This is a genomic window from Arthrobacter sp. MW3 TE3886 (assembly GCF_041262145.1).
Classification (GTDB): domain Bacteria; phylum Actinomycetota; class Actinomycetes; order Actinomycetales; family Micrococcaceae; genus Arthrobacter.
The window spans coordinates 559013-572404 of sequence record NZ_JBGCAN010000001.1 but is presented as its reverse complement, the minus strand read 5'-3'; the positions used below and the strand labels follow the sequence as shown (position 1 = coordinate 572404).

General features: G+C 71.1%; 11 protein-coding genes. 5 read left to right on the top strand and 6 right to left on the bottom strand.

The window, feature by feature from the left end; translation table 11 throughout:
- Window positions 1–5 precede the first annotated feature (5 nt).
- The 5 genes from ABH915_RS02695 (at window position 6) to ABH915_RS02675 (ending at window position 5007) form a co-directional block, all read left to right on the top strand.
- Window positions 6–887 carry an ArgP/LysG family DNA-binding transcriptional regulator gene (locus tag ABH915_RS02695; RefSeq protein ID WP_370117499.1) on the top strand — a complete coding sequence of 294 codons (882 nt, stop codon included), beginning with the start codon at window positions 6–8 and terminating at the stop codon, window positions 885–887.
- An 86-nt stretch (window positions 888–973) separates the two neighbouring features.
- Complete coding sequence (locus tag ABH915_RS02690) at window positions 974–1954, top strand: DMT family transporter (RefSeq protein ID WP_370117496.1); 981 nt, start codon at window positions 974–976, stop codon at window positions 1952–1954.
- 9 nt (window positions 1955–1963) lie between these two features.
- Window positions 1964–2413 (top strand): metallopeptidase family protein, encoded by a 450-nt coding sequence (locus ABH915_RS02685; protein ID WP_370117494.1) that lies wholly within the window; start codon window positions 1964–1966, stop codon window positions 2411–2413.
- A gap of 10 nt (window positions 2414–2423) precedes the next feature.
- A complete protein-coding gene (locus tag ABH915_RS02680; protein WP_018775991.1) occupies window positions 2424–3344 on the top strand; it encodes a cation diffusion facilitator family transporter in 921 nt (306 codons plus the stop codon).
- Between the two features lie 193 nt (window positions 3345–3537).
- Entirely contained in the window at window positions 3538–5007 is a 1470-nt protein-coding gene (locus ABH915_RS02675; protein ID WP_370117490.1) for a C40 family peptidase, read from the top strand.
- 64 nt (window positions 5008–5071) lie between these two features.
- On the opposite strand, the gene ABH915_RS02670 is transcribed toward ABH915_RS02675, so the two are convergent.
- The 6 genes from ABH915_RS02670 to ABH915_RS02645 all read right to left on the bottom strand — a co-directional run bounded on the left by ABH915_RS02670 (window position 5072) and on the right by ABH915_RS02645 (window position 13036).
- Window positions 5072–5884, bottom strand: coding sequence for an ABC transporter permease (locus ABH915_RS02670; RefSeq protein ID WP_370124918.1), 813 nt, complete (start codon window positions 5882–5884; stop codon window positions 5072–5074).
- A gap of 139 nt (window positions 5885–6023) precedes the next feature.
- Window positions 6024–7112 (bottom strand): ABC transporter ATP-binding protein, encoded by a 1089-nt coding sequence (locus ABH915_RS02665; RefSeq protein WP_370117487.1) that lies wholly within the window; start codon window positions 7110–7112, stop codon window positions 6024–6026.
- A 40-nt stretch (window positions 7113–7152) separates the two neighbouring features.
- Entirely contained in the window at window positions 7153–8241 is a 1089-nt protein-coding gene (locus ABH915_RS02660; protein WP_370117485.1) for an outer membrane lipoprotein carrier protein LolA, read from the bottom strand.
- Window positions 8242–8350: 109 nt separating this feature from the next.
- Window positions 8351–9148 carry a hypothetical protein gene (locus ABH915_RS02655; RefSeq protein ID WP_370117483.1) on the bottom strand — a complete coding sequence of 266 codons (798 nt, stop codon included), beginning with the start codon at window positions 9146–9148 and terminating at the stop codon, window positions 8351–8353.
- A gap of 56 nt (window positions 9149–9204) precedes the next feature.
- Complete coding sequence (locus tag ABH915_RS02650) at window positions 9205–11955, bottom strand: PEP/pyruvate-binding domain-containing protein (RefSeq protein WP_370117480.1); 2751 nt, start codon at window positions 11953–11955, stop codon at window positions 9205–9207.
- Between the two features lie 43 nt (window positions 11956–11998).
- Window positions 11999–13036: a universal stress protein gene (locus tag ABH915_RS02645; RefSeq protein WP_018775998.1), complete on the bottom strand. Its 1038-nt coding sequence runs from the start codon at window positions 13034–13036 to the stop codon at window positions 11999–12001.
- Between the last annotated feature and the right edge of the window lie 356 nt (window positions 13037–13392).

The window sequence follows — 13392 nt, the reverse complement described above, 5'->3', positions numbered from 1 at the left end:
GGCTAATGATGGAGATCACCCCAGAGCAGGCCCGGACACTGGCCGCGATTCTGACGCACGGGAGCTTCGACGCCGCGGCCGCGCACCTGTCCGTGACGCCTTCGGCGATCAGCCAGCGGGTGCGGGCCCTCGAGACCGCCGTCGGCCGGCCGGTCCTGACCCGGGCGCGTCCGCCCGGACTCACGGAGCCCGGCGAGGCCGTGGTGCGCTTCGCCCGGCAGCTGGAATTGCTCTCCGCGGACCTGGCCGAGGAGCTGCAGCCGGACCAACCCCGCGGGGCGACGCGGCTGACGCTGGTGATCAACAGCGATTCCTTGCACACCTGGGCGCTGGCCGGCCTCGCGGCGGCCAGCGACAACGTCCAGCTCGAGATCCTGCGCGAAGACCAGGAGCATTCGTTGGACCTGCTGCGCGCCGGAGCCGCCGCTGCCGCGATCACGGCGACGGCCCAGCCCGTGCCCGGCTGCTCGTCCAGCAAACTGGGCACCATGCGCTATCTGCCGGTGTGCGCTCCGGAGTTCACGCGCCGCTGGTTTGGGGCCGGGGCGACCGGCGCGACGCTGGCCGCGGCTCCCGTTGTGGTCTTCGACCGCAAGGACGATCTGCAGGACCGCTGGCTGCGCCGGATCAGCCGCGCCCCACTTCAGCCGCCGCGCCACTATGTCCCGGCCGCCCAGGAGTTCGGCGATGCCATCCGCTGGGGCATGGGCTGGGGCATGATGCCCGAGATCGAGATCGGCGAGGACCTGTTGGCCGGCCGGCTCGAGGCGCTCGCCCCGGGGGCGCACGTGGACGTTGCCCTCTACTGGCAGCAGTGGCGGCGCGGCTCGGCGGCGCTGACCGACGTCGCGGCCGCTGTCCGGGCGGCGGCGCGCGTCCTGCGCTGAGGCCATCCGGGATGTTGGCAGGATCTCGACTAGACGTGACCGATTCCCGCCAGCCGGGCGACGGCGGGAACGGCTAGATTGACAGCATGGCAACAACCGCCCCATCCGGCCCCACTCCGTCCGCAGGCCCCCACGAAGGGTCTCCGCACGCTGCCCCCGCACCCGCCCCGCAACCCTCGCCGCCCCCTGCCGGGCAGCCGGGCACGATCAGCAGACTCGGCATCGCCGCCGTCGTCGTCACCGTGGTCCTGTGGGCCTCCGCGTTCGTGGGCATCCGCGCCGTGGGCCCGAGCTTCTCCCCCGGCTCCCTGACGCTCGGCCGGCTGGCGGTTGCCGCCGTCGTGCTGGGCCTGCTGGTGGTGCCCAAGCTCAGGGGCCTGCCCCGGGGCCGCGAGTGGTGGCCCATCCTGGCCTACGGCGTCATGTGGTTCGGAGGCTACAACGTGGCCCTGAACGCCGCCGAACACATGCTCGACGCCGGCACAGCCGCCCTGCTGATCAACGTCAACCCCATCCTGGTCGCCGTCATGGCCGGCGTGATCCTGAAAGAAGGGTTTCCGCGCTGGCTCATCATCGGCAGCCTGATCGCGTTCGGCGGCGTGGCCGTGATCGCGCTTGGTTCCGGCCAGCGGTCGACGGCGGATGTGGCCGGCGTGCTGCTCTGCCTGCTCGCGGCCGCGCTGGCCGCGGTCAGCGTGATCGTCCAGAAGCCGGTGCTCCGCAAGTTCCCGGCCGCCCAGGCCACCTGGTTCGGCATCATGGTGGGCGCCCTCTGCTGCCTGCCCTTCAGTGGCCAGTTGATCACCGAGCTGCAGGCCGCTCCCCTGCCGGCCACGCTGGGCCTGGTCTATCTGGGCATCTTCCCCACCGCTATCGCGTTCACCACCTGGGCCTACGCGCTTTCGATGATTGATGCCGGACGCCTCGCCGCCACCACCTACCTGGTCCCGGGCACCACAATCCTGATCTCCTGGCTGGTCCTGGGCGAGATTCCGACCATCTGGGGCCTGGTGGGCGGCGCGATCTGCCTCGTGGGCGTGGGGCTGACCCGGCGCCGGTCCCGCTAGAGTTTGCCTATGCCCTCCTCCCTGCCGCCCGGCCTGCCAATCGATCCGAACGGCGGGGACGGCGGTGACAATGGTGACGGTGGTGACGGCCCCTTCCCGATGTCCGAGGCCGATTTCGAGGCCGCCGTGAGTGATGCCCTGGACCGGATCCCGCCCGATCTGGCAAAGACCATGAGCAATGTCGCGATCTTCATCGAGGACGACTACACCCCGCAGCCCGGGGAGGATCCGGACACCGTGCTGCTGGGACTCTACGAGGGCGTCCCCCTGACCGAACGGGACTCCTGGTGGGACGCCGGTTCGCTGCCGGACCGAATCACCATCTTCCGCCAGCCCATCCTGGACATCTGCGCCTCCCGCGAGGACGTGATCGAGGAAGTCACCGTCACCGTGGTGCACGAGATCGCCCACCACTTCGGCATCAGCGACGCGCGCCTGCACGAGCTCGGCTGGGGATAGCCTTGTAGGCATGGGACACGACCACAGCCACACGCACGGCGTTACCGCCACAGGGAAGCACCGCAAGCGTCTGGTCGCCGTCCTGGCCATCACGCTCGCCGTGGTGCTCGTGCAGACGATCGGCGCCGTGGTCTCCGGATCCCTGGCCCTGCTCGCCGATGCCGGGCACATGCTCTCGGACGCCGCCGGCGTCTTCATCGCCCTGCTGGCCGCGTGGATCGCCACCCGGCCCGCCAGCGATCTGCGCACCTACGGTTACCAGCGCGCCGAGGTATTGGCGGCGCTGGCAAACGCCCTGGTCCTGATTGTCATCTCGGTGGTCATCTTCACCGAGGCCATCCGCAGGCTCGGCGCCACCCCCGAGGTCCACACCGACATCATGCTCGCCGCGGCGGTCCTCGGCGCCGTCGCCAACCTCGTTTCCCTGCTGATCCTGCGCGGAGCCCAGAAGGACAGCCTGAACGTCCGCGGCGCCTACCTCGAAGTCCTGGGGGATCTGCTGGGCTCCTTCGCCGTGATCGCGGCGGCGGTGGTTATCATGGTCACCGGGTTCCAGGCGGCCGACACCATCGCCTCGATCCTCATCGCCCTCATGATCCTGCCCCGGGCCTGGCACCTGCTGCGCGACGTCGTGGACGTGCTCCTCGAGGCCACGCCCAAGGGTGTGGACGTTCAGATGATCCGCGAACACATCCTCGCAGTGGACGGAGTGGTATCCGTCCATGACATCCACATCTGGACCATTACCTCCGGCGTCCCCGTCTTCTCCGCCCACGTGGTGGTGGAGGACGCGGCGCTCGGTGCCAAGGGCGCCGACCGGGTCCTGGACAAGCTCACCAGCTGCCTGGGCTCCCACTTCGACACCGAACACTGCACGTTCCAGCTCGAGCCCGCCACGCATTCGGAGCACGAGGCCCACCAGCACGCCTGATCCGGCGGCGGGACACACCCGCCGCGGAAGTGGCCAAATGACACCAGTGTTGTTTATGTTATTCATGTGACTCGTGTTGCCAAAGTGACCTTTGGCACGTAGCCTCATGCCTGCTGGGTGATCCGCAGAGGGGCTTGCACGCGCCAAAATCCGACCTCGCTCATTCCAGCCTGAAACTTCGCGAGGTTTGCCCATGAGTTGGACCGGATCCGGCCGCAAGACGGCTGTGCTCTGCACCGCCGTCTTCCTCCTTGGAACGCTCGCGCTCCCCGCCCAGGCCGCACCGCTGACTTCCGAGCCGGCGGCTGCCGGCCGGGTTCCGGCCTCGCCCGAGATCCCCTCACCGGAAGAAATCGCTGCCGCCAAGTCCAATGCGAGCTCGACGGCGGCAGAGGTCACCAGGATCGACGGGCTGCTGGCCGACGCGTCGGCCGGCCAGGAAACTTCCCTGGCCGCATCCCTGCAAGCAAACAACGCATACGGCGAGGCACTCGTGGAGCTGGCCACACGCCGTGACGCGGCGGCTGTGGCGGCCGCCCGGGCTGCCGCCGCCGGGACGGAACAGGCCAAGGCCCGCAAGCAGGTTGGCCAGCTGGCCGGCGACCTGTACCGCAACGGCGGCCTGAACCCGGCCCTCAGCAGCTTTGTCAGTGGCTCCGGGCGGGCCCTGGAGGATGCCGCCACGCTGGAGGCTGTAACGGCGGGACGTGCGCGGGCCTTCGAGTCCGCGGAAAACGCGGCCACTGCCGCGCAGTCCCTGACCGAGGCCGCAGCGGACGCCAACCGCGCCGCCGACGAGGCCGCCGCGACCGCCGAGGACCGCAAGGCCGACGCCGACCGCGCCGCCGCCGCCCAGCGCCAGGTCGTGGCCGATGCCAAAGCGCAGCGCAGCGCGCTCGTCGACCAGCTGGCAAGCCTGAGAAACACCACCGCGGCGCTGGAATCGGCCCGGGTGGACGCCCTGGACCGCCAGCGCCAGCAGGCTCGGCTCGCAGCATTGACCGCGGCGGCCGGCCCCGCGCCGCAGCCCGGCACGGGTTCACAGCCTGCCCCCGCAGCACCGGCACGGGACGATTCGGCTGCAGGGCAGCCCGCCGCTCCGGCTCCGGTCGACGCGCCGGCCCCCGCCGCAGCGCCCGCCCCTGCGCCCGCTCCTGCACCCGTTCCGGCACCCGCATCCGCGCCGGATCCCGCGCCGGCACCCGCCCCGGTCCCGGCACCCGTTCCTGCGCCCGTTCCGGCGCCAGTTCCTGCGCCAGTACCCGTTCCGGTTCCGGCGCCGATTTCCGGCGGGTCAAACCAGACCGCGATTTCGGTGGCGCTCGGCAAGACCGGATCGCCGTTCTTCTACCAGTACGGCGGAACCGGGACCCGTGGCTTTGACTGCTCGGGCCTGGTGCAGAATGCGTTCGCCTCGGCCGGCAAGTACCTGCCCCGCACGGCCTCCCAGCAGTTCGCCCAGGCCCCCGTCCATGTCCCGCTCGCCCAGGCGCGTCCGGGCGATTTGCTCGTCTGGGGTTCGGCACCGGGCTTCTACCACGTGGCGATCTACCTCGGCGGCGGCCGCGTGGTCCAGGCACTGAACCCCGACGCCGGCATTACCGTGACCGATGTTGCCGCCATGTCCGGGATGCAGCTGTACGGCTACGCGGCCCGTTACTGAGACCCGCCACTGAGACCCGTTCCGGGGCGCCGTTCCTTGGGTTCCGTTACGGCCGCTCTGGCGGCTAGGAGAGCACATCCTTGGTGATGAACCTGCCGTAAGCCAGCGCGCCAAAGACGGCGACGTAGCCGCCCTGGAGGAGGGCATTGGCGGCAAGGGAATCCCAGGAGACCGGCTGCCGGAGGAGATCGCCAAAGTCCAGCCAGTAGTGGCTGAAAAGCCACGGATGCAGCCACTCGAGCTGCGGCAGCGCGTCCAGGACCTGTGCGACGACCGAGAGCACCACGGTGGCCGCCATGGCCCCCACCGGAACATCGGTCAGGGTGGAGATGAACAGCCCGATCGCCGACAACCCCAGCAGCGAAACCGCCAGATAGGCGGCAATCAGCAGGAGCCGGATCATGGCCTCGCCCGTGCCGATCGTGTCGCCGGAAAGCAAAGTCACCGGCCCCACGGGGAAGAGCGCCGCACCGATTCCGGCCCCGGTCAGGGCCACCACGAGCGGGGCAACGACCACGAACACGGCCGCCCCGGCATACTTGATGATCAGCAGGCGGGTCCGCCCGGCGGGAGCCACCAGCAGGTACCGCAGGGTTCCCTGCCCGGCCTCGCCGGCGATCGTATCTCCGGCCACGACGCCGACGGTGAGGGGCAGGAACAGCGGAACCGAGACCACCATGGCCGTGACGCCCACGAACAGGCCGTTCTGGGCGATCCGGTCCAGGAAGGCCGGCCCGCGGCCCGGCGGCACGGCCGAGGAGACCCGCACCGCCACCGCGACCAGGATCGGGATGGCCGCCAGCGCGCACAACATGGCCCACGTCCTGCGGCGGCGGAACAGCACCCCGAGCTCGGACGCCAGCAGTCCGCCGGTCAGGGACCCGCGCCGGGACGAAGGGGCGCCTGCCCCGCCGTCGCGGCCTGCGGCCCCTGCACTGCGGCCAGGGGCTGGTCCGCGCCGGCCGGCCGCCGGGGCAAGTGCTGGTCCGGCGGCCGGATCGCCCAAGGATGAGCTGCTACTGGACAACGTCGAACCCCTCCCCCGTCAAAGCCACGAAGCGGTCCTCGAGGCTGGCCTGTTCGGTCGCGAAGCCGCGGACCCGGACCCCCGCCGCCACCAGGGCGGCCACCACAGCTTCCGGCTGCACGGCCGCCCGCTCCACGGCCGGGGCCGATCCTCCGTCTTCCCGGGCGGCCGCCCCCGGCGGAGCCACAACCGGGGCCGCAGCCGGAGCCGAAGGCAGCGACGCGAACAGGGCCGCGTCCGTCCCGGGGCCGGCGGCACCGGAACCATCGCCGCCGGATGTACGGCCGTCGGCGCCCAGAGTCGCGGTCAGGCCCAGGCCCGCCAGCACCTGCGCCGCGGTCCCCGGATCCGGGGTCAGCACGCGGATCCTTGCCTGGCCAGCCCCGCGAAGTTCCGCCAGGGTTCCCTGCGCCACAAGCCGGCCAGCGCTCATGATGGCCGCATGGGTGCAGATCTGCTCCACCTCGGCCAGCAGGTGGCTGGAGACGAACACCGTGGCGCCGTCGGCCGCGAGCGATCGCACGAGGCTCCGCACTTCACGGGTGCCCTGGGGATCCAGCCCGTTGGTGGGCTCGTCCAGCACCAGCAGTTCCCGCGGGGCGAGCAGGGCGTTGGCGATACCCAGCCGCTGCTTCATCCCCAGTGAATAGGCCCGGACCTGCTTGTCCGCGGCGTGCGTCAAACCCACCCGTTCCAGGGCTGACTGGACGCGGGCACGCCGCGTCGCGGCCGAACCATAGGGGTCCGCGGCGTCCATGCGGCGCAGATTGGCGGCACCGGAGAGGAACGGATAGAACGCCGGTCCTTCCACCAGCGCCCCGACCCGGGGCAGCACGGCGTTCAGTTTCCCGGGCATCTCCTCGCCCAGCACGCGCATGGAGCCCCCGGTGGCCGTGGCCAGGCCGAGCAGGAGCCTGATGGTGGTGGTCTTCCCCGAGCCATTCGGGCCCAGGAAACCAAAGACCGCGCCTTTCGGCACGGCCAGGTCGACGCCGTCGACAGCCAGCTGCTGGCCGAACCGTTTGGTCAGGCCCCTGGTCTCAATGCTCAGCTCGGCCGCCGGCCCGGCGGCACTCACGCGGCCGTCACCGGGCAGTCACCGCATCCCGCGCCCGTCATCACTTCTGTGCGGCAGCGGCCTGGAGCCGCTCCAGTGGCACGGAGCCGGCAACGACCCGGCCGTCGTCGAGCACCAACACGTTCACCAGCGCGGTGGACAAGAGCCGGCCGCCCTGGACCGGAACGGTGGCCTGTTCGAGCAGGGCCGTGGCGTCCGACGCCGGTCCGGCCGTTCCCGCCGGGAACTCAACAACCGAGTCCCAGCCGGACCCGGTAACGGCCGGCTTGCGGTTGCTGTCCCTGGCCGCCGGGGCCGTCGCGTTCCCGGCGTCGTTGCCGTGCTTGTGCTCCTTTACCGGAATCTCCTCGACCGTGGCGCCCGGCGGCGGAGTGAACGCGAAGACCGACGCGTCGGGGGCCCCGAGCGTCAGGCTGGTGTAGGCGACGCGGAAGGCGGGATCCGACTGTCCGCGCGCCTTGATCTCGACACCCAGCGGCAGCCCGGTCTGGCCGTCAACAGCTACTGCGATGGACCCGACCAGCGTCGCATCGGACTTCGGTGTGAGCACCAGGTTGTAGGCGGCCCGGCCGGCTACCTGGACATCGGCGCCCACCGCCACGTCCGTGCCCGGTTCGATCTTGGCCAGAAGCATCGCGGCGAGCTGGTCGGGGGTGGCGGTGATGTCGCTGCCGGCGCTGTGACGGCCGGTGTCACCGGCGTCGTCGGCCGGGAGCTGGGCGTGGGCGGCCGTGTTGTCCTTGGAGTTGTAGAACCACACGTCGTTGCCGTGACGGATGGCGTTGCGTTCGGCCAGCCGGTCCATCACCTGGATGCGGGCGTTGTCCGGGCCGTCGCGATATATCCGCGCGGTGTGCGGACCTGTCAGCAGCTCGAGCCATGCCGTCCCTGACGCGTCCGAGCCGGCACCGGTCTTGGGCAGTTCGGGAAGCCCGAGCTCAGAGGACTGTTCCAGGGTTCCGGACAAGGCGGCCTCGCGGTGCTGGGCGATCAACTGCAGCACCTGCTCCGGCGTCTTGGGCGGCAGGGGGTCCCCGGCGCTGGCGGGCAGGGATCCGGCCAGCGCGCCGGCGGCAATAACGGCCGGAACGGCGACGGCGGGCAGCCAGCGCAGCCATTTGGGCGTCATCGTAACCGCGCCCCGGAAAGAGATGTTCCAACTATCCGCGCCTGGGGAATGCGCGCTTCAGTGCAGCTCATAGGTCAACAGTACGCCTGGCCCCGGCAGCCCGGTCCTCCTACTTCAGCACATTAATGGTCAGTTCCACCGCGCCCAGCAGGAACGCGAGCACGGACGTGCCAAGGCCCGCCACGAGCAGCAGGCCGGGATGGGCCAGGCCCACCACCACCCGCCTCAGCCGGGGCCTGTCCCGCAGGAACTTCTTGGGCACGGCGCCAGGTTCCGGCGTCTGTTTCCAGCCCCGGAGCCGCCGCAGGAACCAGGCGCAGCGAATGATGAAAGCCAGCCACAGAACGGAGACCACCAGCGGGATCGCGGCCAGCAGGAGGTTGAAGCCCACCGCGGTGACCTCGCGTTCGGACGCCCCGACGAGTGACTGAAGGGTGGTCGAAATGGAGGCGCTCATGACCACGGACGCGCCCCACACAAGGAAGGCGGCGATCAGGGCCAGGAAGCGGACGAAAAAATGGCCCAGGACCGAGTCCCGGCGCGGCTTCAGGTAGCGGCGCGGGGTGGCGTGCAGAAGCGCGATGCTTGCCAGCAGCGTCGGCAGGGCGGCCAGGCCAACCAGCACATACCAGGACCAGCCGGCCAGATCCAGGAATTCATCGGCCACGATCAGCACTGCCCAGAACCCCGCCCACGCCCAGCCGGCCGTGAGCGGACGCCCCACGAACCAGTCCGGCAGCCACGCGTCCGGGTCCGCGGGCGCGGGGACTCCGTCCGGGGCAGCCGCGGGCGCTGGGGCTCCGGGCGCGGGGATTTCGGGCGGCCCGGTATCAGGCGCCGGGGTGCCGGCCGCGGGCATTCCGGCGGTCCCGGGCTCCCGGCCCTCGGAACCGCGCTCTTCGCTCATGGGCCCACTGTAGCGAGCCGGCCGGCCGCATGATGCGGGGGCGGCATGGGCCGGCGCTAGTCGGCCGGCGTCACGGTGCCGGCGGCGCCGTCGACCGTAATGCTGTGGCCCGTGGTGATCCTCGCTGTCGCGTCGGGGACCCCCACTACTGCGGGGATCCCGTATTCCCGCGCGACGACGGCGCCGTGGGAGTTGGGCCCGCCCATTTCCATCACGAGGCCGCCGGCCGTCAGGAACAACGGCGTCCAGCCCGGATCGGTGGACGGCGCCACGAGGATCTCGCCGGGTTCCAGGTGCGCGCCGTGGGGGTCGAGGATCACGCGGGCCCTGGCCGTGATGGTGCCGGCCGAGGCCGGCGTGCCGGAGAGCCGCCCCGCGCCGCCGTCGGAACCCGCCGGCCCCCATCCGCCGGCGGCGGTTCGCACTGCACCGGCCTGGGCAGCACCGGTCTGCACCGCCTCGGGCTCGGTGCCGTCCGAGAGCAGCACACGGGGAATGTGCCGGCGGCCCAGTTCAGCCGCATACGCCTCCCGGCGCTGGGCCACAAGCCCCTGCAGCGTGGCGCCGCCGAGCCCCCGGTGCGCGTCGGTCAGATCGAGGAAGAAGATATCGTCCGCCGCATCGATGGCACCGGCCGCGGCGAGTTCGGCCCCGACCGTCGCCAGCTCCTGCCGGACGGCGCCGAGCGCTTCCACGAGGTGGTACTTGGGCAGCTCACGCAGCCCGGCGAACATCCGGGTCCGCCGCAGCGCGGCCCGCACGAGTGCACCGCGAAGGCGGCTGCGCTGCCCCGCGGCGGCCACAAGCCGACCTACCTGCGCCTCCGCCTCCCTGGCCGCCTTGCCGAACTGCCGGTCCGGGGCGAGCGCAGAATCATCCATGCGCAGATAGTTGGCCAGGACCCCCAGGATGTGGGTCGGGTCATCAGACCAGCGGGGCATGCCGACGTCGATCTCCGCCACGGCGCGGTGGCCGTACCGGCCCAGGAAGTCCCGCAGCCCGGATTGCACGACGCCGGGGAGGTCCGCCGCCCGGTAACGCCGGGCTATCTCGGGCAATGCGGCGTCGCCGAACACCGCCGCCGACGCCGGGTCGTTGCGGATGGCAGTAGCCAGCGGCCACAGATCCAGGTCCATTTCGGTGGTCACGTTGTTGGGCAGCCCCCGCAGGACTTCCTGCAAGGCCCCGTTCCCCGGGTTCCCGGCGAGTTTTCTGGCCGCAGCCAGCAAGGCGAACCCCAGGGCAGGCAGCGGCAAGATCGCGGGAACCACGGGAAAGACATGCTGGCCGAGGATCCGCTCGACGTGGTCCAGGCGCTGCGTGGCGGTGGCGCCGGCGGGCACTGCGAGTGCGGCGCGGAGCTGCTCGCCCACGCGGTCTGCCTGGCGCAGTGCCGCCTCGGGCCGGATGAGGCCGCGGATCAGGGTCTCCGGGACTTTCGCCCGGGCCGCCACCGGGGCGACGTGGCGCAGGAGCCGCCACGGGGTTTTTGTGGTCACGGAGAACCTGGGATCGGCGAAAAGGTTGCGCATCACGGTGGCCGAGCGCGCCTCCATGACGTCAAACACGCGGGGGACGATCGCGCGCCCGGACTGGCTCCGGACCACCGGCGTGAGATCGAAGAAAATGCGCTGACCGGCTTCCGTGTAGGGCGCGGGCCCGTCACGGGGCACCGGCACCGGGAAATGCGCCGCCCCCGCAACCGAGGACGCAATCAGCCGGATGCTGGCGAGGCCCATCGGGGTGAGGGGCCGGGTGAGCCCCTGGGCCAGGCTGAAGCACAAATAAACGCGCGGGGTTGGCCCGGAGGGATGCCGGTCCGGCATCGGATAGAGCGTGGTGATGGGCCTGGACTGCGTAAGCCATACGGCACCGTCCTGGCCGATGGCCCATTCGAGGTCCTGCGGCGAGCCGAAGTGCACCTCCGCGCGGCGGCCCAGGAGCTCCAGGGCGGCCAGTTGGGCATCGTCGAGGCTGGGCGTCAACCCTGCGTCCGGTTGCGCCACCCGCTCGGTGCCGCCGCCGGGCAGGGGGCGGATGAGCAGGCCCTTGTCCCCGAGTCGCCGCTCGAGAATCCGTCCGGTGGTGCCGTCGATCACGAAGTGGTCAGGGTTGACCGCCCCGGACACCACGGCCTCCCCCAGCCCCGGGCTGGCGTCGATGACGGCCTCGTGCCGCCGGCCGGTCACGGGATTGGCTGTGAACAGCACTCCGGCCACGGCCGCGTCCACCATGCGCTGGACCACCACGGCGAGGGACACCGCGGAGGGCTCGATCCCCTGCACCGCGCGGTAGGTCACCGCGCGGTCTGTCCACAGCGAGGCCCAGCACCGGCGGACGGCAGCCAGCACGGCATCCGCGCCCACCACGTTCAGGAATGTGTCCTGCTGGCCGGCGAAACTGGCGAACGGCAGGTCTTCGGCGGTCGCCGAGGACCGCACCGCAACGGCCGTGTCAGCGCCCAGCGCCGCGTAGGCGGCGCGGACGGCGGCGTCGATGCCGGCGGGGACACCGGCGTCGAGCACCAGTGCGCGGGCCTTCGCGGCAAGCGAAGCCAGCCCCGCCAGGTCATCGGGGGCTGTTGCGGCGAGGGCGCGGTGCACCTCCGCCAGCGCCGGGGAGGCCGTGGCCTCCAGATAGGCCCGGGTGGTCAGGCAGAAGCCGGCGGGTACCGGAAGGCCGGCGCGTGCCAGTTCGCCCAGGTTGGCCGCCTTGCCGCCGACCGTGGCCAGCATGTCCGGGCCAAGGCGTTCCAATGCCAGGACCGGCCCGCCCTTGGCAGGGTCCGGCGTCCCGGGGTGCTCCATCCGCAATCCGTCCTTCCGCCGCCGGGCCCGTGGCCTCGGGATCCTAAGAGTCGCCGAGCATCGGGCCGAAGCTGGCCCTGTCCGCCAGCCGCGGGTCGTCGCGGTCCGGCACCACCATGACCGGCCCCTTGGCGTGGTGGAGGACGCCGTCGGACGTGGAGCCCAGCAGCATTCCGGTGAAACCGCCGCGTCCGCGGGTGCCGACCACCACGAGCTCCACGTGCCGGCTGGCATCGACGAGGATGTCGACGGGTGAGCCGTCCACGAGCTGCGTCTCCACCTGCAGGGCGGGGAAGTGGCTCCGCAGCCAGGCCACGCCGGCGTCGAGCTGGACCTTTATGTCGGCGAACAGGGCGTCGCGGTCCATCGGGGTGGGCACCCAGGCCAGCGAGCCGGTGTACTGCGGCACCGCGCACACCACGCGAAGCCGGGCGGAGAGCCGCTCCGCCTGGGCCGCGGCCTCCAGCACGGCGACGCGGGCCTGCTCGGAGCCGTCGACGCCGACGACCACGACGTTCTCGACCGGCTGGCTGCCCGACTTTGCCCGTTCGGCGAGGACGTGCTTGTCCTCTGTGGTTTCGCCCAGGCGGTCCGAGCAGATCAGCGGCACAGTCACGGTGGGGCACTTCGAGTGGGCGGGCAGCGCGCTGCTGACGGAGCCGAGCAGCCGGCCCACGAAGCCACCCCGGCCGCGGGTGCCGAAGACCAGAAGCTCCGCGGTTTCGCTCATTTCCAGCAGCACGCCGGACGCGTCCCCGTTTTCGACGGACGCGTCGACGTCGATGTTGTAAAACGCGACCTTGTCCATGGCGTGCTTGAGGATGGCTTCGGCGCCCTCGCGGATGACGGAGTCGTCCACCGTGGCGTAGCCGCCGTCGAGCCCGGAAGCAGCGAAGATCGGAACGGAATAGGCGGTCACGATGTGCAGCGGGCGGCGGCGGCGCTCAGCCTCGCGGGCTGCCCAGACCAGGGCGCAATGGCTGTGGTCCGAGCCGTCCACTCCCACGACGATTCCGCGGGGCGGCGCCGGCTCGCCACCGGTCTCCCATGCCGGGTCCGGATGCACCTGTTCACGGCCCATGGGGTCCGCCTCCTCGCGATTCTTGCCTGATGTTGCGGCTATTCTGCCAGAAGTACTGCCGCCCGGCGTCCACCGGCGAGGCGACCCGGAATCCGCGTACAGGAACCCCTGATTTTCCTCACTATTCTCGGTTATTTGCGAACATTCAAGACGGCGGCGGGGGCGTCCCCGGCGGGCCTTGACGGAAGGATTTACGCAGAGTTAACACGCTGTTTCATGGCCCGGATTCCCGGGACTTTGGGACGGTTTCCATTGGATCCGGGTGCGGAAACCGCCGAAATCCGGGACCACAGCCGATGTCCTACCTCCTCTATCCACGGGCGGGAATCTTAGGTATCCTTCGAGGCACTGCTGAA

What these genes read in the sequence shown, in the direction of transcription:
- ABH915_RS02675 (WP_370117490.1), top strand. Translation starts at nt 3,538, where the DNA reads ATGAGTTGGACCGGATCCGGCCGCAAGACGGCTGTGCTCTGCACCGCC.
- ABH915_RS02680 (WP_018775991.1), top strand. Translation starts at nt 2,424, where the DNA reads ATGGGACACGACCACAGCCACACGCACGGCGTTACCGCCACAGGGAAG.
- ABH915_RS02690 (WP_370117496.1), top strand. Translation starts at nt 974, where the DNA reads ATGGCAACAACCGCCCCATCCGGCCCCACTCCGTCCGCAGGCCCCCAC.
- ABH915_RS02695 (WP_370117499.1), top strand. Translation starts at nt 6, where the DNA reads ATGATGGAGATCACCCCAGAGCAGGCCCGGACACTGGCCGCGATTCTG.
- ABH915_RS02655 (WP_370117483.1), bottom strand. Translation starts at nt 9,148, where the DNA reads ATGAGCGAAGAGCGCGGTTCCGAGGGCCGGGAGCCCGGGACCGCCGGA.
- ABH915_RS02650 (WP_370117480.1), bottom strand. Translation starts at nt 11,955, where the DNA reads ATGGAGCACCCCGGGACGCCGGACCCTGCCAAGGGCGGGCCGGTCCTG.
- ABH915_RS02660 (WP_370117485.1), bottom strand. Translation starts at nt 8,241, where the DNA reads ATGACGCCCAAATGGCTGCGCTGGCTGCCCGCCGTCGCCGTTCCGGCC.
- ABH915_RS02645 (WP_018775998.1), bottom strand. Translation starts at nt 13,036, where the DNA reads ATGGGCCGTGAACAGGTGCATCCGGACCCGGCATGGGAGACCGGTGGC.
- ABH915_RS02685 (WP_370117494.1), top strand. Translation starts at nt 1,964, where the DNA reads ATGCCCTCCTCCCTGCCGCCCGGCCTGCCAATCGATCCGAACGGCGGG.